Genomic DNA, 22385 nt, shown 5'->3' with positions numbered 1-22385 from the left:
TGGTGCGGATGCCTGCGTCCACCCGGATCTACCTCCGCCCTCGAGCTGCTCTGGCCGCGGCGGCGGTCGTCCTGCTCGCCGTCCTGGTCGCGTTGCTGGCCGGGACACCCACCGCACGGGCCGGCAGCAGCGCTGATCCGGCCGGGTCCGCTCCGGCGCCGGCGTCGACTCGCCTACCGGCCGAGCCCGCCGCCGGCTCGGACACTGACACCCCGATGGTGGTGATCGGCGTCGCCGGGTTGTCCTGGTCCGATCTGAACGAGGACACCCCCGCTCTGGAGGACCTCTCCTCCGGCGGGATCGGCTCGCTGGTGGTGCGTAGCGTGCACTCGGTCACCTGCCCCGCCGACGGCTGGCTCAGCCTCACCTCCGGCTCCCGCGCCGCCGACGCCCGCGGTCAGTGCCGCACGCTGGCGGATCCGGTCGACGGACAGGTCCCGGACTGGGAGGACTACACCGCCGAGGTGGCGGACCAGAGCTACGATGCCCGGCTCGGCCTGCTCCGCTCCACCATGGACGACGGCGGCGTGCGCGCCACCCCGATCGGCCCGGGTGCGGCGATCGCCCTGGCCGGTGCCGAGGGTGGGGTGGAGGGCTACCAACCGCTGGCCCGCACCGACGAGCTGGCCGATCAGGTGAGCGAGGCCGCCGGCTCGGCGGACCTGCTGGTGATCGACGCCGGCACGATCATCGACCCGGAGGACGTGGAGGAGGCCGAGGATGCGAACGAGGTGGTCCGCCCCGAGCCGCTGCCTCGCGAGGACCAGGTCCAGCTGATCGATGACCGGTTGGCGCAGATCCTCGCCGGTCTGCAGACCGCCTCCCCGGACGGGGAGCTACCCACGGTGCTGCTCGCCGGGATCGCCGACTCGGGCGAGTCCGGGCTGCGCACGGTCGCCGTGACCGGCCACGGCGCCCCCGCCGGACTGCTCAGTGCCAGCTCCACGCGGCAGCCGGGGTACGTGATGAGCACTGACCTGTTCACTACCGTGGTCACGCATTTCGGCCTCAATGACCAGGTGCCCGCCGGGGCCACGATGGGCTCGCCCATCCAGGTCGCTCCCGGTCCGGTCGACGACGGCGGAGCTCGCCTGCAGGAGGTCATCGATGCCGATGTGCATGCCCAAGCGGTCCAACCGATCGTGCCGGCGTATTTCCTGCTGCTGGTGCTGCTGAACCTGGCGTTGTTCGCCACGGTCACCCTGATCCTGAAACGCTCCACCGCCAACCGGATCGGGATGGCGCTCTCCCGCCGGTTCGGCAAACGACGCGGCGTGGAGTGGGTGCGCTACCGGCTGAACCGGCCGGTACCGGCACTGCACACCCTGCGGATCGTGGCGCTCGGTATCGGCGCGATGCCGATCGCCTCCTTCCTCGCGAACCTGCTGCCCTGGTGGCGGGCCCAGCCGCCGGTGCTGGCCCTGGCCGCGCTGATCGTGGCCATCGACGCGCTGATCGTGATCCTCTCCCTGATCGGACCATGGCGGCGCCACACCTTCGGCCCGGCGGCCCTCGTGGCCGGGGTGACCGCGGTCGTGCTGGCCGTGGATGTGGTCACGGGAGCCACGATGCAGATCTCCGCGGTGATGGGGGTCTCCGCACTGGTCGGGGCCCGGTTCTACGGCATGAACAACACCTCGTTCGCTCTTTTTACTGTGGCCTCGCTGATGGTGACGATCGTGATCGCCAACCCGCTGGTCCTCGCCGGGCGACGGCGTATCGCGGCCGTTCTGGTGATGGTGATCGGCGTAGTGGTCGCCGCCCTGGACGGCGCTCCGGCCTTCGGCGCAGACTTCGGTGGCCCGCCCGCGATCCTCGCCGCGTTCGGGGTGCTGGCGCTGCTCGCCCTCGGGGTACGGCTGAACTGGAAGCGGGTGCTGGGGGTGGTGGTCCTGGCCGGGATGGCGTCGGTAGCGCTGGCGTTCGTGGACTGGCTGCGCCCCCCGGCCGACCGCACCCACCTGGGCCGGTTCTTCCAGACCGTGCTGGACGGCGGACTCTGGGAGGTGATCTGGCGCAAGCTGGACCAGAACATCTCCATCGTGTTCGGCAACCGCCCGCTGACCATCCTGGCGATCTGCGGGGTGCTCACCGTGGTGTACGTCCTCGCCCGGCCGATTCGCACCGCGCTGTCCTCACCGCGCGGCGGCGAGTTCGCCTGGCTCTCGGCGGGGAACCCGATCTCGCTGATGGGCAGGGATGCGCCGATGCTCAAGCCCGGTCTGGCGGCGCTCGCCGTTGCACTGGGCACCGGAATGGCGATCAACGACTCCGGTATCGCGATCGCCGCGATCGGGGTCTCCCTAGGCGTGCCGTTGCTGATCGCGGCCACCACCACCTGGATGCTCAGCCTGCGGGACCTGCCCGAGGTGACCGAAGCCTCCGGCTCGGTGGAGGCAGCCGACGTGGTCGAGGCGAGACGAGCGCGGGAGTCTCAGTCCGCGTCGGAGCGCGGGGAGTCCTGATCCGCAGGAGAACGCGCGGCCCTCGGCTCAGCGGAGTCCTGCTCGCCACTCGCAGCCACCTGGTCCGGCCGAGATCCACCAGCCTCCGCCCCGGATGAGCTGTTACCCGGGTGAGCCGGCTCTGCCCGCCCAGCACCGCCGTCGTCCTCGATCTCGGCATCCCGGGCGATCTTGTGCTTGTAGTGCCGGAACCGGCGAGCAGCCACCGCCATCATCACGTCCCGGTACTGCGCGGCGCGGTGCAGCTGACCGGCCATATCGCTGCCGCTGGCACGGTGGCTGAGGTCGCAGGGCACCTCCACCACGGCGAAGCCCTGCTTCAGCACGTCCATCGTCATCCCGGTCTCCACGCCCCAGCCGCGGGCGAGTGGGGTGGCGGCGTCGAACGCGGCGCGGGTCAGGCAGCGCTGCCCGGAGAGCGGTTGCGTCGGCGCCCAGCCGGTGGCCTTGTGGATGGACCGGCGGGCCAGCCCGGTGACGAGCCCGCGCCCGCCTGCTCCAGGCTGCTTGGGCAGCACCGCGATCGACATGTCCGCCTTGCCGGCCAGGACCGGAGGCACCAGTGGGGCGGCGTTCACCGCTGTGGCGCCCAGGTCGGCGTCGACGAACAGCAGCAACCGCGGCGGCAGGTCCTCGGCATCGCGCATCGCCACCACGGAGGCACCGGTCTCCATCGCCGAAGCCTTGCCGCGGTTGACCGAGTGCCGCACCACCACCGCGCCGGCGCGGCGGGCGAGGTGCTGGGTGTCGTCCTCACTGCCGTCGTCCACCACGAGCACCAGGTCGACGTGCGGGATCGCCCGGACGGCGCGCACCGTGGCGGCGATCCGGTCTTCCTCGTCCTTGGCCGGGATCACCGCAGCGACCCGCACTGTGGTCGGGTCATAGCGCGGTACCGGCATCGGCCCCGTGTCGGGTGTGCGACGCCGGATCACGCGCAGCGGATTTCGTCCTCCGTCGCCCTGCTCCCGGCTCACAGTGTCAGCCTATCGGTCTCAGCGCAGTGTGACCTGCCGTGACACGATCCCGGCGCGGGCGCGTCGCTCATCGGCATTCAGCGGATCGGTGACGGCGAGCGCCTCGGCCAGGCGGTCGGCGAACACCGGGGCCGGGGCCTCCAGCTCCTCGGCCTCGGTTCCCGGAGCCAGCTCCCAGACCGGGATGACCAGCCCACAGGAACGGAAGGCGCCGATGAACTTCGACCCCTCGTCCAAGGCGGAGGTGCCGGCAGCGCGCAACCGGGCCAGCGCGTCCAGGAGGTTCTCCTCTTCCTCGACGCGGGACCAGCGCAGGAACTCGCGTGGGCCCATCCGGCACCAGTACGCACTCGGTACGGACTCGAGCTTGACCGTGGGCACGATCGCGCCGGCGAACTCCTCCAGCGCGGCGGACAGCTCCGCGGTGGGCTCGGTATCCGGCGGAACGACGAAGTCGAACGTGTCGTGCACGGTGACCTCGAACGGCCGGTCGACCTCCAGCATGTCCTGCAACCGTGGACCGGGGCCGGGGAGGTCGAGGTGGTTCAGGCTGGTGCCGGGCTCGGAGTCGAGCATCTGCTCCAGCGCCGAGGCCAGGTCGCGGCTGGGGTCACCACTGCTGGTGACGCTCTGCAGGGCGATCAGGATGGCGCCATCCTCGCGGTGCATCGCGGGGATCATCCCGGGCAGCACCGTCGCGATGGTCACGTCCCGGTCGCCGTACTCCGCTGTGGTGTGCACCTGGGCGGTGGCGGCCGGGACCACCTCGCGCAGCGCCACCCAGTCGGCCTCACCGGGCAGTCCCTCGAAGGAGCGCCGCGGCGCGGGGTTCGCGGACTGTGCGGCTGCGGCCTTGCGCGCCGCCCGCCGAGCCGCCACCTTCTCGTTGACCGGGCCCTTCTTCTTCCGTTTCGCCATGAGGCAAGCCTAGTCGCCGTGGCGCGGCTGCCGGTGCGGCTGAACCGTTCGGGAGGCACCCAGACGGACAGGCCGTTACGCCGGTTCGAACCCGTCGTCCTCGCGGACCACCAGATCGGCGCGCTCCCGGGTCCCCTCCACCAGCTGCGCATTGGCCTCGTCCACGTCGCGGATCCACTGCGCGGCAGCGGCGGGGTTCTTGCCGAAGCGGATGTGCCGCGCCAACAGTCGACGACGGCGGAGCTCGGGTGGGGTCTGGCAGTACCAGACCTCCGCGAGCTCGGCGGGCAGCTCCTGCCAGGGCCCAGTTCCGGCGAGTAGGTAGTTGCCCTCGGTGATGACCAGGCGATGCTGGGCCAGCACCGGGATCGTGCCGCTGATCGGTTGCTCCAGCGTGCGTTCGAACCCGGGGGCGTAGACCACGTGCTGCTGCTCGAGGCGAATGCGGCGCAGAAGGGCGAGGTAGCCGTGCCCGTCGAAGGTGTCGATGGCGCCCTTGCGGTCGGCGCGGCCGAGGCGGGTGAGCTCCACATCGGCGAGGTGGAAGCCGTCCATCGGCACCAGCACGGCCACCTCACCGTCCTGGTTGAGGTACCGGATCAGGGCCTCGGCGAGGGTGGACTTGCCCGCTCCGGGTGGGCCGGTGAGTCCGAGGATCGTGCGCTGCGGGGCCCTCGCGAGCGCGTCGGCACGCTGGCGGAGCGTGTCCGGGAGCCGGATCGCCGGGATGGCGTCTGGGGCGGTCATCGCTGCGTCGTCGCCAGACGCAGCGCCGTGCGCACCGCCGTGCGCACCGCCGTGGGCAACTGCTGCGTCGTCGCCAGACGCTGCACCGTGCACAGCGCCGTCCGCTACCGCTGCGCCGTCCTCAGAGGAGGGTGTAGCCACCATCGATCACCACATTCTGGCCCACTACGTAGCGGGACCGGTCGGAAGCGAGGTAGACCACCAGGTCGCCGAGCTCGTCCGGTTCACCCATCCGGCCGGACGGAATCCGGGAGTGCCACTCCTGCGCCATCTGCGGATCGCTGGCCGCCACGTCCCGGGTCATGTCGGAGGCGAAGTAGCCGGGCGCGATCGCATTCACCCGAATCCCCGCCGGCAGCCACTCGACCGCGAGACTCTTGGTGAGCATCGCGACCGCCGCCTTGCTGGTGTTGTAGGCGGCCTGGGTCTGCGGCACGTTGACGATCTCGCCGGACATCGACGAGACGTTCACCACGGCGCCTTCCAGCCCGGCAGCGATCGCGCGGCGGGCGAACTGCTGGGCGGGCAGGAACGTCCCGGTGATGTTCACCGCGAGCATGCGGTCCCACTCGGCGCGGCCGATGTCCAGGGCAGGGGTGGGTGAGGCGATCCCAGCGGCGTTGACCAACACGGTCGCCACCCCCAGCTCGGTCTCGACCCCGTCCAGCGCTGCGCCGATCGAATCTTCCTCGGTCACGTCGCAGTGCAATCCGATCGCGGCCGCACCGGTCTCCTCGCTCAGTGCACGGGCGGAGGCGGCGACGTCCTCGAGCACGTCGAGCAGTGCCACTTGGGCTCCGTGCCGGGCCAGCGCGCTCGCCATCGCCAGCCCCAGTCCGCGGGCTCCGCCGGTGACGACTGCTGTGCGGCCGGTGAAGAGCTGCTCGGATGTGGTCATCGCGGTCCGCCAGCGTCAGTGCCGCCGGATGTGGCCGGCACTCCGTTCGGATAGATGACCGCCTTCACCGAGTCGTGCTCAGTTGTGCCCACCATCAGGGCAGCGGCGGTCTCGGCGAGCTCGAACCGGTGCGTGACCAGCTGCGCCACCTTGATCCGCCCCGAGGCCACCAACGCGATCGCCGTGGGCCAGGTGTGGGCGTACCGGTTGACCAGGCTGATGGTCAGCTCGCGCGGGTTGAGCTGGGGCAGCGGGAGGGCGACCGTCTCGTCCTTGGCGATACCGACCACGGCAGCACGCCCGGCCTGGCCCAGCCGGTGCAGACCATCGGCGAGCGCTCCGGGGGCGCCGGAGCACTCCAGCAGCACATCGAACCTGTCTCCGGCTGCCTCGCCGACCAGCTCGGTCTCGCAGCCCAGGTCGCGGGCCAGTCCGAGGCGGAACTCGGAGAGGTCGGTGACGGTGACCTCGCTCGCGCCCAGCGCCAGGGCAGCGGCGGCGGCCAGCAGCCCGACCGGACCGGCACCGCTGACCAGGACCCGGTCTCCCGGTTCCAGCTGTGCGCGCCGGCAGGCCCACAGGCCCACCGACAGCGGTTCCAGCAGTGCGCCCTCCTCGAAGGTCATCGCCTCGGGGAGCACGAACAACGTACGCGAGTCCACCGTCATGAACTGCTGCAGTGCGCCGTCGAACGGGGGTGTGGCGAGGAACTGCAGATCCGGGCAGAGGTGGTAGCGCCCGGCCCGGCACTCGGCGCAGGTGTAGCAGGGTGTGCCCGGTTCGATCGCGACCCGGTCGCCCACGGCGACGTTGCGGACCTCCTCCCCTACTGCACTAACCACCCCGGCTGCCTCGTGCCCGAGCACGATCGGTGCCTCGACCACATAGTTCCCGATCCGCCCGAGCCTCAGGTAGGCGGTGTCTGATCCGCACACGCCCACCGCTTCTACGCGCACCACCGCCTCCTCTGCGCCGGGGGGGGCGGACCTCGCGGTCCTCCAGTCGGATGTCGTTGAGCCCGTGCATGACGGCGGCCCTGTTGTGCATCAGTGCGTCTCCTTCCGCTGGGGTCATTGGACCGCCCCGATGGCTACTCCGGCAACTATCGGCGCCACCGGACGCCGTCACGAGCCGGTTCGCGGCGCTGCTCGACCGGTTCGCAGGCACCCGGGTGGGAGCAGCCGCGCGATAGGTGTTTTCGTTCGGATCGACCGTGCGACGGTGGGGTGGCACGATGGCGGGTATGCACGAGCGAGCAGGGCAGGTGGCCCGCCCCGAGGACCTCATCGATACCGACGCTGTGGTGGGCGCCTACTACGACCGCTCGCCCGATGCTGACGATCCGGCGCAGCAGGTGGCGTTCGGCACGTCCGGGCACCGCGGTTCCAGCCTGGACGGTGCGTTCAACGAGGCGCACATCGTGGCGATCACCCAGGCGATCGTGGAGTACCGCGCCGCCGCTGAGATCGACGGCCCGCTCTACATCGGCCGGGACACGCACGCCCTCTCCGGCCCGGCGCAGCGCACCGCTCTGGAGGTCCTCGCCGCCGCGGGCGTGCAGGTGCGGATCGACGCCCGTGACTCCTGGACACCTACTCCGGCGCTGTCCCACTCGATCCTGCGGCACAACGGCGCAGGTTCCAGCGAAGGAGTGCGCACCCAGGGGCCCGGGGTGGCCGACGGCATCGTGGTGACCCCCTCGCACAACCCCCCACGCGATGGCGGCTTCAAGTACAACCCGCCGCACGGCGGACCGGCCGGCTCGGACGCTACCGCCCAGATCGCGGCGAGGGCGAACGAGCTGCTGCGCTCCGGCGTCGAGAAGGTGGCCCGCACCCCGTATGAACGGGCGGTGGATGCGGACAACGTGGCCAAGCACGACTACCTGCTCACCTACGTCGATGACCTGGACCAGGCGCTGGACCTGGATGCCATCCGCGAGGCGGGGGTGCGCATCGGCGCCGACCCCCTCGGTGGGGCGTCGGTGGAGTACTGGGCGGCGATCGCCGAGCGGCACAACCTGGACCTGACCGTGGTGAATCCGCAGGTGGATCCGCGCTGGTCGTTCATGACGCTGGACTGGGACGGTAAGATCCGGATGGACTGCTCCTCCCCGTCGGCGATGGCCTCGCTGGTGGCGCGGATGCGCGGCGACGGTCCGCCGGCATTCGATATCGCCACCGGGAACGATGCCGACTCCGACCGGCACGGCATCGTCACCCCGGACGGCGGGCTGATGAACCCGAACCACTACCTCGCCGTGGCGATCGGGTACCTGTTCACCCACCGACCCCAGTGGCCGGCCGAGGCCGCGGTGGGCAAGACGCTGGTCTCCTCCGCCCTGATCGACCGGGTGGTGGCAGCGACCGGGCGGCGCCTGGTGGAGGTGCCGGTGGGGTTCAAGTACTTCGTGCCCGGGCTGCTGGATGCGTCGGTGGCGTTCGGCGGGGAGGAGTCGGCCGGGGCCTCGTTCCTGCGCACCGACGGCACCGTGTGGACCACGGACAAGGACGGCATCCTGCTCGCGCTGCTCGGAGCGGAGATCCTCGCCGTGACCGGCCGCTCGCCCAGTCAGCTGCACGAGGAGCAGGTGGCCGCCCACGGCGAGAGCTGGTACGCCCGCGTGGACGCCCCGGCCACCCGGGAGCAGAAAGCCACGCTGGCCAGGTTGGCCCCGGAGGACGTGAGGGCCACCGAGCTGGCCGGCCAGGAGATCACCGCCAAGATGGTCCACGCCCCGGGCAACGATGCCCCGATCGGCGGGCTGAAGGTCACCACCGCCGATGCCTGGTTCGCCGCCCGCCCCTCGGGTACCGAGGACGTGTACAAGATCTACGCCGAGTCCTTCGTCTCTGCCGATCACCTGGCGCAGGTGCAGGCGGCCGCCAAGGATGTGGTGGACGCCGCGCTCGGCTCCTGACCGGACGGATCCCCGGGAGAGATCGCCCCTCGGAATCCGGTTGCGACTGGATTCCGAGGCGCCAACTGGATTCCGAAGCGGGGAGGTGGGCGGGCTTGGCGAGCGGAATCCGACCAGCAGGAGGGACGTCCGCGGGCCTGGCTCAGGAGTTGCGCAGCGCGGAGATCAGCTCACCTTTGCGCATCGTGGACCTGCCGTCGACGCCGATCTCGGCGGCACGCTTGCGCAGCTGGTCGACCGTCCAGTCGTCGTAGGCGCCGGCCTTGCCACCCTTCCTGCCCACCTTCGAGCGCGACTGCTTGGCCGACTGGTTGGCGATGCGCGCCGACTTCCCCTTGGAGTTTCCCTCCTCGCGGAGGTCTTCGTAGAGCTTCTTGTCTTTGACACTGGGTCCTGGTGACCGCTTGCCGGGCATCTGCCACTCCTCTCCTGCGGTTGCCACCAGGCCGAGCCGCGGTAGCTGCACCAACCACGCGAGGGTGTGCTGGCTCCACACCAGCCTCACACCGCTGGCCCGGAGGCGCATGTGCTCGGGAATCAGCTGGCCGCGGCAATGGCGGCCGGCCTAGATTCACCACCATGGCCGATCTGGACCCGCTCACCGAGACCGACGTCGATATCGGCTCTGCCTATGCGGCGAACCGCGCCAATTGGGACGACCGTGCACAGGTGCACGCCGCCAGCCGGGAGTACGACCTGGACGGGCTGATCGCCGACCCGGGGCGGATCTCCTCGGTGATCGCCGAGGACCTGGCGATCCTCACGCCCCACCTTCACCCCAGCGGCGACCCCGACCACCCACTCGCCGGTCTGGACGTGTGCCACCTGCAGTGCCACATCGGCACGGACACCCTGTCCCTGGCCCGGGCCGGCGGCCGGCTGACCGGTGTGGACCTGTCCCCGGCGTCGTTGGCGATCGCGCGGGACGTGGCCGATCGTGCCGGGGCGGAGATCCGTTACGTGGAGTCCGAGGTGACCGCCGCCGCGCCCGCGGTGGGGGCCACCTTCGATCACGTGCACACCTCGATCGGCACGATCACCTGGCTGCAGGACCTGTCCGCCTGGGCCCGCACCGTGGCGGCGCTGCTGCGCCCCGGCGGCACGTTCTTCTTCCGCGACGGCCACCCGGCCCTGGCGACGTTCGACGACACGGTGAGCGACGCCGTCGTGCTCGGCTACCGCTACTTCGCCCTGCCCCCGGGCCAGGCGTGGACCTCCGCGGACGGCACCACCTACACCGATGGCGACCACAGCCAGATCACCGCGACGCGCACCTACGAGTGGCCGCATCCGGTTTCGGAGATCCTGCAGTCACTGCTCGACGCCGGGCTGGAACTGGTAGCCGTCGGCGAGCACGACCGGCTGAACTGGCCGGCACTGCCGGTGATGGTCGAGGAGAACGGTGTCTTCGTGCTGCCGCAGCCGTGGCGGCAGCAGGTGCCGCTGGCGCTGAGCGTGGTGGCCCGCAAGCGCTGAGAGTTAAGGTCGCGCAGTACCGGTCACGGGTGCCCGCTATTGCGTGACGCAGCGGCGGCCAGTGGGGTCAGCCCATCGACTTCGCACCGTCGAGCGACTCGCGGATGATGTCCGCGTGGCCGGCGTGCTGGGTGGTCTCGGCGAGGATGTGCAGGATCGTGCGGCGCAGGCTCCATGCCTCGTCCATCGGCCACGGGGCCTTCGGCAGCGGGTAGGCCGTGTCGAGGGAACCGAGCCCGCGAATGGTGGCGTCCGTGGCGGCTGCCACCCGCTCGTGCTCGGCCAGGACATCGGCGAGAGTCTCCTCCGGCCCCATCACCTCACTCTGCCGCAGCTCGGTGAAGTCTTCCGCGGACCAGTCGATGAAGTCCTTGCCGTCCTTGTTCGCCATCGCCGCCTTGCCGCGGACCAGGAACTCAGCCCAACCCCGCTCCACCTCGGTGACATGCTTGATCACCCCGGCGAGAGTGAACGCGCTCGCGGTGGTGCGCATCCGGGCCTGGTCGTCGGTCAGGTCACGGGTGGTGAACCGCAGGTAGAAGCGGGCGTGCGCGAGCGCTGCGAGCAGATCCGCCCGCTCGACGGCGGAGCTCGCCTGGTCGACTGCGGTGCCGTGGTCTGTGGTCTGCGTGGTCATCGTGGGCTCCTCTTCGGGTTGGTGATTTCCACGCTAAAGAGCATTAGTGCCAGTTTCTGTCACTAATTTTGTGATGATGGAGAGATGGCCGATACCAGCGTTCGTACCCTCCAGCTGCTCTCCCTGCTGCAGAGCCACCGCTACTGGTCCGGGCAGGAGCTCGCCGACCGGCTCGGTACCTCGCTGCGCACGCTGCGCCGGGACGTGGACCGGCTGCGCGAGCTCGGCTACCCGGTCGATGCCGACCGCGGGGTCGGCGGCGGGTACCAGATGGCGCCGGGTGCCGCGATGCCGCCGCTGGTGCTGGACGACGATGAGGCGGTGGCGCTGACGGTGGGCCTGCACCTGGCCGCGCAGGCCACTGTCTCCGGGATCGCCGAGAGCGCCGTCCGCGCACTGGCGAAAGCGATCCAGGTGATGCCCGGCCGGTTGCGGCGGCGAGCGGAGGCGTTGCGGGCGGCGTTGGTCAGCCCGGGGCTCGGCGACCCTGGCCCACAGGCGGGTGCGGATACTCTGCTCACCCTGGCGCAGGCCTGCCGGGACCAGGTGCGGGCAGGCTTCAGCTACACGGATGCTGCGGAGCGCACCAGTGCGCGGACCGTGGAGCCGGTCCAGCTGGTGGTGGTGGGGCGGCGCTGGTATCTGGTCTGCTTCGACGTCGACCGGGCCGACTGGCGTAGCTTCCGGCTGGACCGGATGGCGGCGGTGAGCCTGACCGGTCAACGCTTTGCCCCGCGGGCGGTTCCGGGCGGCGATGCTGCGGCGTTCGTCGAGCGCAGCCGAGCCCGCGGCGGGAGTGGGGACGAGTTCAGCGCCGGGCTGGCCGGGTCGGCGGAGCAGGTGCAGGAGCAGATCGGCCGGTGGGCGCAGGTGACCGCGACCGGCGCGGGACGCTGCCGGGTGGACTTCCCGGCGGGGAACCCGGAGTGGGCAGCATTCGCGCTGGCCGCCGCCGGCGCGCAGGTGGAGTGGGCCGAGCCGGCCGCACTGCGAGAGATGCTCGGCGACTGGTCCCGGCGGCTGGGCTCCGTGCGGTCGCAACCCCGAGCGTCAAGGTCGTGTGGAACCGGTCACGGGTGACCGGTTCCACACGACGCAGTCGCGATCGCCGGTCAGTGCTCGTCCGGCTTGGCGCGCAGCAGGTCGGCGACTTCCTCCTCCGGCCGTGGCGGGATGTTCTCGTCCTCCTCGAGCAACGGCACGTCCTCGTAGTCGTTGGCGGGCTCGGCTGGTGACGACATCATGACCTCCTCACGCGAGTGCCCCGACCGTAGCGTGAGGACGGTCGCGGCGCGCGGTCAGGCGCCGAGAAGCGCCAGCGAGCGGTACCACGGCGATCCCACCCGCTCCCTGGGACCGGCCCGGCCCGGCCCGGCCGAAAACGATCGACCGGGCCGAGGCTCGACGCTCAGGGGTGGGCAGCTGACCAGCGGCGTTACTCCACGACCGAGACCGAGGCGAAGTACGGCCGGTTGGTGGGCGGCAGCTCCAGTCCCTGCACCTGCGAGCGATAGGCCAGGTTGTTCATCAGGTCGGCCGGGAAGATGCCCGGGGCGTCCTCCCACATGATCTCGTTCGCCTGGGCGTAAAGCTCGAGCCGTTCGTCCGGATCCAACGAGGCGCGGGCCTGGGCGAGGGTATCGTCGAGCTCCGGGTTGCAGTAGCCCAGGCGGTCCGCTTCGCAGGTGTAGAGCCGGTTCAGGGTGAAGTCGGCATCCCCGGTGGCCGTGGCGTTCGTCTGCAGGTTCAGGTCCCAGTTCATCGAACCGAAGTCCTCCAGCCAGGCAGCGCGCTCCTTCTCCAGGGGTTCGACCTCGATGCCGACGTCGGCCCACGCCGAGATGAACGCCTGGGCGAGCGAGCGGATGTTCGGCCCGCCCTCCCGTGGCCAGTGCATCGACGTCTGGAATCCATCGGCATATCCGGCCTCGGCAAGCAGGTCTCGTGCGAGCTCCGGGTCGTAGGAGTAGGGCTCGTTCTCGGTGGCGCCGAACGCGGCCTGCGGGATCGGTGCGGCCGCGGGAGTGGCGCCCTCGCCGTAGAGGTCGGCGACGATGCCCTCGATGTCCACGGCGTGCCACATCGCCTGCCGCACGCGAACGTCGTCGAACGGGGGCTCGTTGTTGTTGAACCAGATGAAGTAATACAGGTAGCCGGGGTCCTGAGTAAACTCGATGCCCTCCTGCCCTTCGATGCTGGACACCTGGTCCGGTGGGATCGAGGAGACCACGTCGACCTCACCGGTCTCCAGTGCGGTCATCCGGGCAGCGACTTCGGGCATGTTGACCATCTCGAGCGAGTCCAGCTGGGCCGGTTCGCCCCAGTAGTCGTCGTTCCGGGAGTAGGTGACGTGATCGTCGGCCACGTAGTCGTCGACGACGAACGGTCCCGTACCGATCGGAGCCTGCCAGTAGGCCTCATCGTCCATGGCGTCGGCCTGGCCGATGAACACCAGCGACATCGAGGCGAGCAGGGTGCCGAGCGGCTGGCTGGTGACGATCGAGAAGGTGTGCTCATCGTCGGCGCGGGTCTCGGTGACCTCGGCGAACAACGGAGCGAGCGCCTTGTCCAGCTCGATCAGCCGGTCCAGCGATGCCTTGACGTCCTCGGCGGTGAACGGACTGCCGTCGCTGAACGTCACGTCGTCGCGCAGGGTGAAGGTCAAGGTGAGCTCGTCGTCGGAGTACTCCCACGATTCGGCGAGCAGCGGAGCCGCCTCACCGTCGTTGTAGGTGACCAGCGTCTCGAGGGTCTGCTGGGCGGCGACCTGCGTCCCCTCCTCCGCGGGGAAGTTGTGCGGGTCCAGCGAGACCGGGAAGAAGGCCGGCACGTAGGTAACCTCCTGTGGCACGTCATCGCCACCACCACCGCCCTGGCTCGTGGTGGTACATCCGGTCACGGCGAGCGCCGTGGCCACGAAGGCCGCGGCGAGTCCGGCACGGCGTCTGGTCATTCTCATCGTCATCTCCTTTGATCGGGTCCGGGACTGCTCTAGCGGGCCTAGTCCCGGGTGAGGGTGAGCGTGTTGGATCGGGTCCGGGACTGCTCTAACGGGCCTAGTCCCGGGTGAGGGTGAGCGTGTTGGATCGGGTCCGGGACTGCTCTAACGGGCCTAGTCCCGGGTGAGGGTGAGCGTGTGTGATCGTGTCCGGAACGGCCCTGGGGCCTAGTCCCGGGTGAGGGTGAGCGTGGCGGCCACGGGGTAGTGATCGCTGGGGGCGATGCCGCGGTGGTAGAACTCGACCACCTCACTGGCGCGCGCCTGGACCGGCCCACGCAGGAAGATCCAGTCGATCGCCTTGCGGGGTGAGGCCAGTGGGGACAGGCCGGTGCCGATCGACTCGGCAAACCCGCTCGGGACCACCGGGTGAGTCACCGGCGAGTGCCGGCCGAGGGCCGTGAACGAGTCCAGGAAGCCGCCGTTGCCGAGTTCCCAGCTCGGCGGTCCGATGTCGTTGATGTCCACGGTGAACAGGCAGGCGTCGTTCCCGCTGAGCTCGGCGAGACGCCGGACGATCGCCCGCGCCTGCGGCGTGCGCTGATTGACCCCGCTCTCCTGCTCCTGGGGGTGACCGGGCCAGGTCAGATGAGCCGTGCTGAGCAGCACCGGCCCGGCGGCCGTGGCCAGCCGCACCCAGAACAGGCGCGCATCCGGGGAGAGGATGCCGACGTCGTCGGCACCGTGCTCGAGGTACTCGAACGCCTCCCGGCGCCACCACAGGCAGCTCTGGGTGGACCAGCCGGCGAAGTCGTCCTGGACCCGGTCGTGCTCAGGCATCGCGGCATCGATCAGGTCGCGGGACCAGGATCGCTGCTCCTGGGTGGCGAGCAGGTCCGGCTGGCGTTGCCGGTAGAGCGCCTCGAGCGAGTCCGAACGCTCCGCGGCGGCATGGTCACCCCAGAGATTGTGGGTCTGGGCGATGAAGGTGGTGGCGGTCAGTGTCATGCTGACTCCTCTCGGCGGGCTGGGGCGGGACCAGCGCCCCGCTCGGTCGGGCAGTTGTAGCCGAGCAGGGCCGGCGGTCCCCAGGTCAGGGTGGTGACCGAGCAGTTGCCCGGGGAGGCGATCCGGTGGTGGCCAGGACTGGGCAGTCCCAGCGCTGCCGCCGCAGCGAGCCGGATCGGGCCGCCATGGCTGAAGACGACCAGCACGGCACCGCTCTCGTGCGCGGCGGCGAGGTCGTCCAGTGCGGACGTCACCCGGTGGCGGGTTTCGGCGAACGTCTCTCCGCCGCCACGGCGCAGGTCCTCACCCCGGGCTACGGCGGCGACGACGTCCGGTTCGTCTCGAGCGACGTCGCCGAAGGTGCGCCCGGCCCAGGTCCCGACATCGATCTCCCGCAGCCGCGCATCGATCCTCGCCTGCTGTCCCGTTGCCGCGAGGAAGGGCGCGGCGGTATCCCGCACACGGGGCAGATCACTGCACGCCACGCCGTCGAGACGGGGCAGCTCCTGCAGCCACGCTGCGGCGCTCTGCGCCTGCTGGCGACCGAGAGCGGTGAGTCCGGAGTCGGCCTGACCCTGGTACTTGCCCTCAGCGTTCCACACGGCCTCGCCGTGCCGGACGAGGTGGATGATCACCGTCATGCTGCGCTCCCCGAGCTCCAGGGCCGTACCACCGGGACGGCGGCCAGCAGGGTCTTCGTGTAGTCGTGCTGCGGATGGGCGAACAGCTGCTCGGTCGACGCGTGCTCGACGACCTCACCGTGGTTCATCACGATCACCTCGTCGCTGATGTGCCGCACGACCGACAGGTCATGCGCGATGAACAGGTACGTCAGGCCGAGCTCGGCCTGCAGATCGTCGAGCAGGTTCAGCACCTGTGCCTGCACCGAGACGTCGAGAGCGGAGACCGCCTCGTCACAGACGATGAGCTTCGGCCGGACCGCGAGCGCACGCGCGATCCCGATGCGCTGGCGCTGCCCGCCGGAGAACTGGTGCGGGTAGCGGTCGGCATAGAGCGGGTCGAGCCCGACGATGTCCAGCAGGTGGCGCACCTCCTCCTCCCAGTCCTTCGCCGGCAACAGGTCGGGATGGATACGCCAGGCCTCGGACAGGATCTCCCGCACGGTCAGCCGCGGGTTGAGTGCGGTGTACGGATCCTGGAAGACCATCTGGATGTCCCGGCGCAGCGGCCGCATCTGCTTCGGCGACAGGCCGACGAGGTCATGCCCGTCGAACTCGATCGTGCCCGCGTCCGCCCGTTCCAGGCCGACCACCGTCCGGGCAAGGGTGGACTTGCCGGACCCGGACTCGCCCACCAGACCAACAGTCTGGCCGCGGGGGATGTCGAAGCTCACGCCGTCGACGGCGCGCACCTCACCGATCGTTCGACGCAGCAGCGCCGAGCGGATCGGATAGGTGGTGACCAGGTCACGTACTCGCAGTAGCGGTTCAGCCACGACCGAGCACCTCCTCCGTGAAGTGGCACGCCGCCGACTGGTCCGCGGCCCAGCCCTCGGGGTGCCGGAGCTCCGGCAGGTCCTCGAGGCACCGGTCCTGGGCGTAGGGGCAGCGCGGGTGGAAGCGGCAGCCCGGCGGGAACGCGACCGGGTTCGGCGGCACCCCGGTGATCGGCGTCAACCGGCCTCTGCCCTGCTCCGACTGCGGGATGGAGGCCAGCAGACCTTCGGTGTAGGGATGTGCGGAGTGGTCGTAGACCTCCCGGATCGGGCCCTGCTCGGCCACCCGGCCGGCGTAGAGCACGACGGCCCGAGAGGCGACATCGGCCACCACGCCGAGGTCGTGGGTGATCAGCATGATCGCCATTCCCCGCTCGTCCTGCAGCTCTCGCAGCAGGTTCATGATCTGCGCCTGCACCGTCACGTCCAGCGCGGTGGTCGGCTCGTCGGCGATCAGCAGATCGGGGTCGAGGGTGAGCGCCATCGCGATCATGATCCGTTGCCGCTGCCCGCCCGAGAACTGGTGCGGGTAGTGCTGCATCCGGTGCTCAGCGTCCGGGATCCCGACCCGGTGGAGCAGCTCCAGGGCGCGGCCCCTCGCCTCGCGCCGTCCCATCCCGAGCCGACGCCGCAACGGCTCCGCCACCTGGTCACCTACCCGGAATACCGGGTTGAGCGAGCTCAGCGGGTCCTGGAAGATCATCGCGATCCGGGTGCCGCACAGTGCGCGCACCTTTTCCGGTGCCAGCGCGGTGAGCTCGTGCCCATCGAAGGCGATCCGCCCGCCGACGATCTGCCCGGCCGGCTGCGGCAGCAACCCCATGATCGCCTGCGCAGTGACCGACTTTCCACTGCCCGACTCGCCGAGCAGCGCCACGGTCTCACCGGCGGCGATCTCCAGACTCACCCCGTCGAGCGGGCGGATCCGCCCGTCCCGGGTGGCGAACTCCACCTGGAGACTGTCGATCGCGAGCAGCGCCTCGCCCATCACATGCTCCTCAGCTTCGGGTCGTACCGGTCTCGCATCGCATCGCCGAGCAGCCCGCAGGTGAGCACCAGACCGGCCAGGGCCAACCCCGGCAGTGTGGAGATCCACCACGCGTCGCCGAGATAGGAGCGGCCGTTGGCGATCGTGGTACCCCAGCTCGGGACATCCGTGGGGACGCCGAGTCCGAGGAACGACAGGGAGGCCTCGGCGAGGATGACGTGCCCCAGCTCGACAGTGGCGACGACCAGGATGGGCGCTAGGCAGGCCGGGAAGATGGTCCGGATCGCCAGGTGCAGGTGCCCGGCACCGAGAGTCCGCGCCGCGTCCACGTACTCCCGGTTCTTCACGGTCAGCACCTGACTGCGCGTCACCCGAGCGAACGTCACCCAGTTGGTGATCGCCAGCACCACGATCACGTTCACCACGCTCGGGCCGACCACGGCCGCGATCAGGATGGCGAGCAGGATCGACGGGAAGGAGAGCTGGATGTCAGCCAGCCGCATCAGAACGGCGTCGACCCAGCCACCGCGGTATCCCGCGATCAGTCCGACGGTGACGCCGATGATGCCGGCCAGCAGCAACGTCCCGGCGCCGACAGTGATCGAGACCCGTGCACCGAGCATCATCTGGCTCAGGATGTCCTGACCCACCTGGTCGGTCCCGAGCAGGGCTATCCCTTGGGAGGTGGTGCTCCCCGGGGGCAGCAGCCGGTCCTGGGTGTAGGTCTGTACCGGGTTGTAGTCCACCAGCATCGGCCCCACGATCGCGACCAGGACGTAGCCGGCCACGATGATCAGGCAGACGATGATCCGCCGGCGGCCGGCGGTGTTCGACGAACGGCGCCTCAGCCGCGCGAACGACCGGCTGACCTCACGCTCGACACCTGCAGTCTCTGTAGTCATCGGGATACCAACCTCACTCGCGGGTCGAGGTAGCCGTAGAGGATGTCGACCAGGAGGTTCGCGAACACGAACCCGGCGGCGATCACCAGGATCGCGGCCTGGACCACGTTGTAGTCCCGCTGGCCGATCGACTCGATGAGCAGCCGCCCGATGCCCGGCCAGCTGAACACCATCTCCACGATCACCGAGCCGGCCAGCAGTCCACCGAACTGCAGGCCGACGATGGTCACGATCGGGATCAGTGCATTGCGGATCGCATGCGGAAAGATCACCACTCGCTCGGACAGCCCCTTCGCACGGGCCGTCTGGATGTAGCCCTCGTGGATGACCTCCAGCAGTCCACTGCGGGTCATCCTGATCAGGATCGCGAGCATGGGCATCGCCAACGTGACCGCCGGCAGCACCATGTGCGCCGGCGATCCGGTGCCGCCGCTCGGCAGCACCTGGAGGCCCCGGGAGAAGACCAGGATGAACACGATGCCGATCCAGAAGGACGGCAGCGACTGCGCCAGGAGCGAGGCGACCGAGACGATTCGGTCGGTGAGCTTGTTCACCTTCAGCGCGGCCAGGACCCCGAGCAGGACGCCGGTCACCAGTGCGATGACGAGGGCGACGATGGCCAGCTCCAACGTGGCCGGCAGGCGCTCGAGGACCAGCTCGAAGGCGTCTCGTTGCTGCCGGTAGGAGTCACCGAAGTCGAGCCGGACGAGGTCTCGGACGTAGGTCCAGTACTGGGCGATCAGCGGCTCGTTCAGTCCCATCTGATCGCGCAGCACCTCCACCTCGGCCTCGGTGGCGTCGGAGCCCAGGATCAGCCGCGCCGGATCGGACGGGATCAGCCGGAGCACCACGAAGATGATCGACACCGCACCCCAGAGGATGAAGACGGAGAACACCAGCCTCCGGACGAGATAGGCACCCATCAGGCCTCCTCGACCGGGTGCTTCAGCAAGCGCGTCATGTTCTCCCTCGAACGCCTCTCAAAACATTAACATTAGCGTTCACGCAGTCTGGCACCCGAGCCGACGAAGGTCAACAGGATCTGCAAACTATGGCTCTGACCTGCCTCTATACGTTTTCAGGCCGCCGAGGTCATGCAGTAATCGCCACCAATCGCGCGTCGAGCCACCACCCTTGCCAATCACCAAGCATTAGCGCTAATGTTGCTGTTCCGGCATCCGCCGGTATGAGTCCTACGCCCCCAGCGGGCGAGCAAGGAGTGAACCAGGTGACCTCGGTCGACACCGCTGCCCTGACCTCGGCGATGCGCACCGCCATCCGCGCCTCCGACGTCCGGCTCTCGAAATTCAATCCGCTGCCGCGGATCCTCACCCTCGACGACTTCAACGAGGGCACGAACGGGTGGACCGAGCTGATCGGCAACTTCAACGGTCGCGGCGATCTGGACACCGTGGATGCCCACATGCGCGACTTCCGTCCGCCGCAGCTGTCCAACGCGACCTTCTTCGACACCGGCACGCACGGCGCGATGACTGGCACTTACTCGCTCAAGCTCGCCACCCGCCCGTATCCCGGGCACACCTCGACCGCGATCCGACGGCTCACCATGGCCGGTCGCGGCCGACTGCAGATCGAGGCGTATCTCACCTACAAGGCTGAGGCCCAGCTGGGCGGCGAGGAGTCTGACGACCAGTACGGCGGCGTGGAGTGGGACGGAAACCTGCACCCGTCCGAGGCGCAGTTCGGTGCGTTCACCGTGGCGACCGACCTGTGCGGTGACGGCGGGATCCGCTATCACACCGTGGCCCGGTTCCAGAACACCGACACCGACGGCAACCTGGTGCGCCGGCTCAGCTATCCGCTGGTCACCGAGCCGACGCCGAAGGAGCACCTCGAGGGAAAGTTCGCCCTCCCGTACGCGGCTGATTTCACCGCGCCCAACCCCGATGACTGGCGCTACCTCGGCGAGCCGATCGAGATGTGCTTCAACGAGGTGCCCACGAAGGTGAACTGGCACTACCTGCGGTGGGTCATCGACACCGAGACCCGGACGAACGTGGAGTTCCAGCTCAACGACCGGCTGATCGACATGAGCGACGTCCCCGTGCCCGCCTACGACGAACCGTACGAGTCTCTCGACAACCTGCTGAACTTCTACTTCTCCGTCCGCACCCTCTCCGGGGTGCGCAACTTCCTCTACCTCGACTCCGTTGTCATCTCTGCCGATTGGTGATTCGTATGATGCTGCAATCCCAGACCGCGATCCTGGAGCGAAACGTCACGCTCTCCGGTGACTTCGCCACCGAACCGTTCGAGACCGGGTGGGCGCGCGAAGCCCGCTGGTTCTTCCAGGTGCTGACCAGCGACGGAGCGCCCCAGGTCGAGCTCGCCACCCAGGTCTCCCCCGACGGGCTCACCTGGGTGGACCTGGAGGAGGTGCATCAGACGACCGGCGAGCTGACCAGCTGGCCGGTGCGCGAGTTCGGCCACTGGCTGCGCATCCGCGGAAGCGTCGCATCCGGCTCGGTCAAGGTCCGGATCTACGTGGCCCTGAAGAGCTGACCGCCGCAATGACCCAGCCCCGGACCAACGTCCTGTTCATCGTCGCCGATGATCTGGCGGTCTGGGGCCTGGGTTGTTACGGAAACTCCGAGATCCGCACACCGCACATCGACGCCATGGCGCGCGAGGGAGTGCGGTTCACCGAGTTCTACTGCACGTCACCGGTCTGTTCACCCTCGCGTGCGTCCCTGCTGACCGGGCAGATTCCCTCCCGGCACGGTGTGCAGGACTGGATCCGGTCCGGCAACGGGCGCGGTGACCGCGCGATCCGGTACCTCGAGGACGAGCTGACCACCACGGATGTGCTCGCCGCCGCCGGCTATTCCTGTGGGCTGAGCGGGAAGTGGCATCTCGGCGACAGCCCGCATCCCCAGCACGGGCACGAGCACTGGTTCGCGCACCCCTCGGGCGGCGGGCGGTACAACGACGCCGAGATGTACCGCAACGGTGAGCTGGTACGCACCCAGGGGTACCTCACCGACGTGCTCGCCGACGACGCGTCCGCCTTCCTCGCCGAGCGGGCCGCCGACCAGCGGCCGTTCCACCTGTGGGTCACATTCACCGCACCGCACAGTCCATGGGTGGACCAGCATCCCGCCGATCTCGTCAGCTCCTACGCCGACTGCGTTTTCGACTCCTGCCCCCAAGAACCTCGACACCCCTGGGCCCCCGCTCACCCGATCGAGCTCGACAACTCCGAGCAGAACGCCTCAACGGACCGCCCGGTGGTCACCGTTCGCGACGAGCTGCAGGGCTACTTCGCCGCGGTCACGGCACTGGACCGGCAGGTCGGGCGGCTGCGCGCGGACCTGCACGAGCTGGGTCTGGAGGAGGACACCCTGGTGATCTTCACCAGCGACAACGGCTTCAACTGCGGCCATCACGGCATCTGGGGCAAGGGGAACGCCACCTTTCCACAGAACATGTACGACACGTCCGTCAAGGTGCCATTCGTTGCCACGCTCCCTGGACGGATCCCGGCGGGCCACGTCGTCGAAGAGATGCTCAGTGGCTACGACGTGATGCCCACTGTGCTCGATCTCGTCGGCCTGGGGCACGAAGTACCAGCCGACCTTCCGGGCCGCAGCTTCCGCACCGCTCTCGAGGGCGGTGCTGCCCTCACCGACCGCCCCGTGGTCATCTTTGACGAGTTCGGACCCACGCGGATGATCCGGAACCGCCGGTGGAAGTACGTGCACCGGTACCCCTACGGTCCGCACGAGCTCTACGACCTGCAGCATGATCCGGGAGAACGCGTCAACCTTCTCGCCGACCAGCGGGTGTGGGACCCGGCCGGAGACCACCGCGACGAACAGGCCGCGCAGCTGCGCCGACAGCTCGAAGAGTGGTTCGACCGATACACGGACCCGAAACGCGATGGCCGCACCCAAGCGATCACCGGACGGGGCCAGGTCGATATCGTGGGGCTCCCCGGGGTTGCGGCGTTCCACGGACCGGAGTCGCAGAAGACACTCGACTCCAGCTACCGCCCGAGTACGGCCCCACGCGAGGACAGCTGATCAAGGAGGGGG

General features: G+C 69.5%; 21 protein-coding genes and 1 pseudogene. 7 read left to right on the top strand and 15 right to left on the bottom strand.

The genetic code is table 11. From position 1 onward, the window contains the following. Nucleotides 1-8 precede the first annotated feature (8 nt). On the top strand, nt 9-2465 hold the full coding sequence (locus tag FU260_RS02900; RefSeq protein WP_147915696.1) for an alkaline phosphatase family protein: 2457 nt from the start codon (nt 9-11) through the stop codon (nt 2463-2465). 185 nt (nt 2466-2650) lie between these two features. Here FU260_RS02900 and FU260_RS02895 read toward each other — a convergent pair. From FU260_RS02895 to FU260_RS02875, 5 genes and pseudogenes are all read right to left on the bottom strand, one after another. Next, nucleotides 2651-3367, bottom strand: a pseudogene (locus FU260_RS02895) (glycosyltransferase family 2 protein); the annotation flags it as partial. A gap of 93 nt (nt 3368-3460) precedes the next feature. Then, complete coding sequence (locus FU260_RS02890) at nt 3461-4360, bottom strand: DUF5926 family protein (protein WP_222847990.1); 900 nt, start codon at nt 4358-4360, stop codon at nt 3461-3463. Nucleotides 4361-4435: 75 nt separating this feature from the next. After that, nucleotides 4436-5248 carry a nucleoside/nucleotide kinase family protein gene (locus tag FU260_RS02885; protein ID WP_342355249.1) on the bottom strand — a complete coding sequence of 271 codons (813 nt, stop codon included), beginning with the start codon at nt 5246-5248 and terminating at the stop codon, nt 4436-4438. After that, nucleotides 5229-6005: an SDR family NAD(P)-dependent oxidoreductase gene (locus FU260_RS02880; protein WP_147915695.1), complete on the bottom strand. Its 777-nt coding sequence runs from the start codon at nt 6003-6005 to the stop codon at nt 5229-5231. Before FU260_RS02880 ends, FU260_RS02885 begins: the two co-directional genes overlap by 20 nt. Further along, complete coding sequence (locus FU260_RS02875) at nt 6002-6964, bottom strand: alcohol dehydrogenase catalytic domain-containing protein (protein ID WP_413038348.1); 963 nt, start codon at nt 6962-6964, stop codon at nt 6002-6004. Before FU260_RS02875 ends, FU260_RS02880 begins: the two co-directional genes overlap by 4 nt. Nucleotides 6965-7248: 284 nt before the next feature. Between FU260_RS02875 and pgm the strand changes: the two genes are divergently transcribed. Continuing rightward, entirely contained in the window at nt 7249-8925 is a 1677-nt protein-coding gene (gene pgm, locus FU260_RS02870) for a phosphoglucomutase (alpha-D-glucose-1,6-bisphosphate-dependent) (protein WP_147915694.1), read from the top strand. Nucleotides 8926-9067: 142 nt separating this feature from the next. On the opposite strand, the gene FU260_RS02865 is transcribed toward pgm, so the two are convergent. Beyond that, nucleotides 9068-9340 carry a DUF7218 family protein gene (locus FU260_RS02865; protein WP_147919286.1) on the bottom strand — a complete coding sequence of 91 codons (273 nt, stop codon included), beginning with the start codon at nt 9338-9340 and terminating at the stop codon, nt 9068-9070. A 164-nt stretch (nt 9341-9504) separates the two neighbouring features. Between FU260_RS02865 and FU260_RS02860 the strand changes: the two genes are divergently transcribed. After that, on the top strand, nt 9505-10401 hold the full coding sequence (locus tag FU260_RS02860) for a class I SAM-dependent methyltransferase (protein ID WP_147915693.1): 897 nt from the start codon (nt 9505-9507) through the stop codon (nt 10399-10401). Between the two features lie 67 nt (nt 10402-10468). Here FU260_RS02860 and FU260_RS02855 read toward each other — a convergent pair whose 3' ends face one another. Next, on the bottom strand, nt 10469-11038 hold the full coding sequence (locus FU260_RS02855) for a DinB family protein (protein ID WP_147915692.1): 570 nt from the start codon (nt 11036-11038) through the stop codon (nt 10469-10471). Between the two features lie 84 nt (nt 11039-11122). Between FU260_RS02855 and FU260_RS02850 the strand changes: the two genes are divergently transcribed. Continuing rightward, complete coding sequence (locus tag FU260_RS02850; protein WP_147915691.1) at nt 11123-12118, top strand: helix-turn-helix transcriptional regulator; 996 nt, start codon at nt 11123-11125, stop codon at nt 12116-12118. Nucleotides 12119-12150: 32 nt separating this feature from the next. Here the strand turns inward: FU260_RS02850 and FU260_RS24330 are convergent, their stop codons facing one another. The 8 genes from FU260_RS24330 to nikB form a co-directional block, all read right to left on the bottom strand. Further along, on the bottom strand, nt 12151-12279 hold the full coding sequence (locus tag FU260_RS24330; protein WP_268957799.1) for a hypothetical protein: 129 nt from the start codon (nt 12277-12279) through the stop codon (nt 12151-12153). 194 nt (nt 12280-12473) lie between these two features. Beyond that, on the bottom strand, nt 12474-13997 hold the full coding sequence (locus FU260_RS02845) for an ABC transporter substrate-binding protein (RefSeq protein WP_147915690.1): 1524 nt from the start codon (nt 13995-13997) through the stop codon (nt 12474-12476). A gap of 207 nt (nt 13998-14204) precedes the next feature. Then, nucleotides 14205-14984 (bottom strand): exonuclease/endonuclease/phosphatase family protein, encoded by a 780-nt coding sequence (locus FU260_RS02840; protein WP_147915689.1) that lies wholly within the window; start codon nt 14982-14984, stop codon nt 14205-14207. Then, a complete protein-coding gene (locus FU260_RS02835; protein WP_147915688.1) occupies nt 14981-15625 on the bottom strand; it encodes a histidine phosphatase family protein in 645 nt (214 codons plus the stop codon). The genes FU260_RS02840 and FU260_RS02835 overlap by 4 nt, the downstream gene beginning before the upstream one ends. Then, nucleotides 15622-16440, bottom strand: a complete 819-nt coding sequence (locus tag FU260_RS02830) for an ABC transporter ATP-binding protein (protein ID WP_147915687.1) — start codon at nt 16438-16440, stop codon at nt 15622-15624. The genes FU260_RS02835 and FU260_RS02830 overlap by 4 nt, the downstream gene beginning before the upstream one ends. Beyond that, nucleotides 16433-17428 (bottom strand): ABC transporter ATP-binding protein, encoded by a 996-nt coding sequence (locus FU260_RS02825; protein ID WP_147915686.1) that lies wholly within the window; start codon nt 17426-17428, stop codon nt 16433-16435. The genes FU260_RS02830 and FU260_RS02825 overlap by 8 nt, the downstream gene beginning before the upstream one ends. Beyond that, nucleotides 17428-18330 carry an ABC transporter permease gene (locus tag FU260_RS02820; protein ID WP_147915685.1) on the bottom strand — a complete coding sequence of 301 codons (903 nt, stop codon included), beginning with the start codon at nt 18328-18330 and terminating at the stop codon, nt 17428-17430. Before FU260_RS02820 ends, FU260_RS02825 begins: the two co-directional genes overlap by 1 nt. Then, complete coding sequence (gene nikB, locus FU260_RS02815; RefSeq protein WP_147915684.1) at nt 18327-19253, bottom strand: nickel ABC transporter permease; 927 nt, start codon at nt 19251-19253, stop codon at nt 18327-18329. The genes FU260_RS02820 and nikB overlap by 4 nt, the downstream gene beginning before the upstream one ends. Nucleotides 19254-19558: 305 nt before the next feature. Here nikB and FU260_RS02810 point away from each other — a divergent pair, with 305 nt between their 5' ends. The 3 genes from FU260_RS02810 to FU260_RS02800 are packed head-to-tail and all read left to right on the top strand — an operon-like array spanning nt 19559 to nt 22373. Continuing rightward, nucleotides 19559-20524: a DUF6772 family protein gene (locus tag FU260_RS02810; protein WP_210418187.1), complete on the top strand. Its 966-nt coding sequence runs from the start codon at nt 19559-19561 to the stop codon at nt 20522-20524. A gap of 5 nt (nt 20525-20529) precedes the next feature. Then, the gene (locus FU260_RS02805; RefSeq protein WP_210418186.1) at nt 20530-20853 is read left to right on the top strand and encodes a hypothetical protein; all 324 of its coding nucleotides are present in this window, start codon (nt 20530-20532) and stop codon (nt 20851-20853) included. Between the two features lie 8 nt (nt 20854-20861). Continuing rightward, entirely contained in the window at nt 20862-22373 is a 1512-nt protein-coding gene (locus tag FU260_RS02800) for a sulfatase family protein (RefSeq protein WP_147915683.1), read from the top strand. Nucleotides 22374-22385: the final 12 nt, after the last annotated feature.

Origin of the sequence: Ruania zhangjianzhongii (genome assembly GCF_008000995.1) — a bacterium.
In the GTDB taxonomy this organism is placed as follows: domain Bacteria; phylum Actinomycetota; class Actinomycetes; order Actinomycetales; family Beutenbergiaceae; genus Ruania; species Ruania zhangjianzhongii.
The sequence above is the reverse complement of the archived record's forward strand: the minus strand, read 5'-3'. Positions and strand labels throughout refer to the sequence as shown.

Excerpts from the sequence above, each read along its gene's own strand:
- FU260_RS02820 (WP_147915685.1), bottom strand. The coding sequence starts at position 18,330 with ATGACTACAGAGACTGCAGGTGTCGAGCGTGAGGTCAGCCGGTCGTTC.
- FU260_RS02860 (WP_147915693.1), top strand. The coding sequence starts at position 9,505 with ATGGCCGATCTGGACCCGCTCACCGAGACCGACGTCGATATCGGCTCT.
- FU260_RS02900 (WP_147915696.1), top strand. The coding sequence starts at position 9 with ATGCCTGCGTCCACCCGGATCTACCTCCGCCCTCGAGCTGCTCTGGCC.
- FU260_RS02825 (WP_147915686.1), bottom strand. The coding sequence starts at position 17,428 with ATGGGCGAGGCGCTGCTCGCGATCGACAGTCTCCAGGTGGAGTTCGCC.
- FU260_RS02800 (WP_147915683.1), top strand. The coding sequence starts at position 20,862 with ATGACCCAGCCCCGGACCAACGTCCTGTTCATCGTCGCCGATGATCTG.
- FU260_RS02850 (WP_147915691.1), top strand. The coding sequence starts at position 11,123 with ATGGCCGATACCAGCGTTCGTACCCTCCAGCTGCTCTCCCTGCTGCAG.
- FU260_RS02890 (WP_222847990.1), bottom strand. The coding sequence starts at position 4,360 with ATGGCGAAACGGAAGAAGAAGGGCCCGGTCAACGAGAAGGTGGCGGCT.
- FU260_RS02840 (WP_147915689.1), bottom strand. The coding sequence starts at position 14,984 with ATGACACTGACCGCCACCACCTTCATCGCCCAGACCCACAATCTCTGG.
- nikB (WP_147915684.1), bottom strand. The coding sequence starts at position 19,253 with ATGGGTGCCTATCTCGTCCGGAGGCTGGTGTTCTCCGTCTTCATCCTC.
- FU260_RS02845 (WP_147915690.1), bottom strand. The coding sequence starts at position 13,997 with ATGAGAATGACCAGACGCCGTGCCGGACTCGCCGCGGCCTTCGTGGCC.
- FU260_RS02835 (WP_147915688.1), bottom strand. The coding sequence starts at position 15,625 with ATGACGGTGATCATCCACCTCGTCCGGCACGGCGAGGCCGTGTGGAAC.
- FU260_RS02855 (WP_147915692.1), bottom strand. The coding sequence starts at position 11,038 with ATGACCACGCAGACCACAGACCACGGCACCGCAGTCGACCAGGCGAGC.
- FU260_RS02865 (WP_147919286.1), bottom strand. The coding sequence starts at position 9,340 with ATGCCCGGCAAGCGGTCACCAGGACCCAGTGTCAAAGACAAGAAGCTC.
- FU260_RS02805 (WP_210418186.1), top strand. The coding sequence starts at position 20,530 with ATGATGCTGCAATCCCAGACCGCGATCCTGGAGCGAAACGTCACGCTC.
- FU260_RS24330 (WP_268957799.1), bottom strand. The coding sequence starts at position 12,279 with ATGTCGTCACCAGCCGAGCCCGCCAACGACTACGAGGACGTGCCGTTG.
- FU260_RS02880 (WP_147915695.1), bottom strand. The coding sequence starts at position 6,005 with ATGACCACATCCGAGCAGCTCTTCACCGGCCGCACAGCAGTCGTCACC.
- pgm (WP_147915694.1), top strand. The coding sequence starts at position 7,249 with ATGCACGAGCGAGCAGGGCAGGTGGCCCGCCCCGAGGACCTCATCGAT.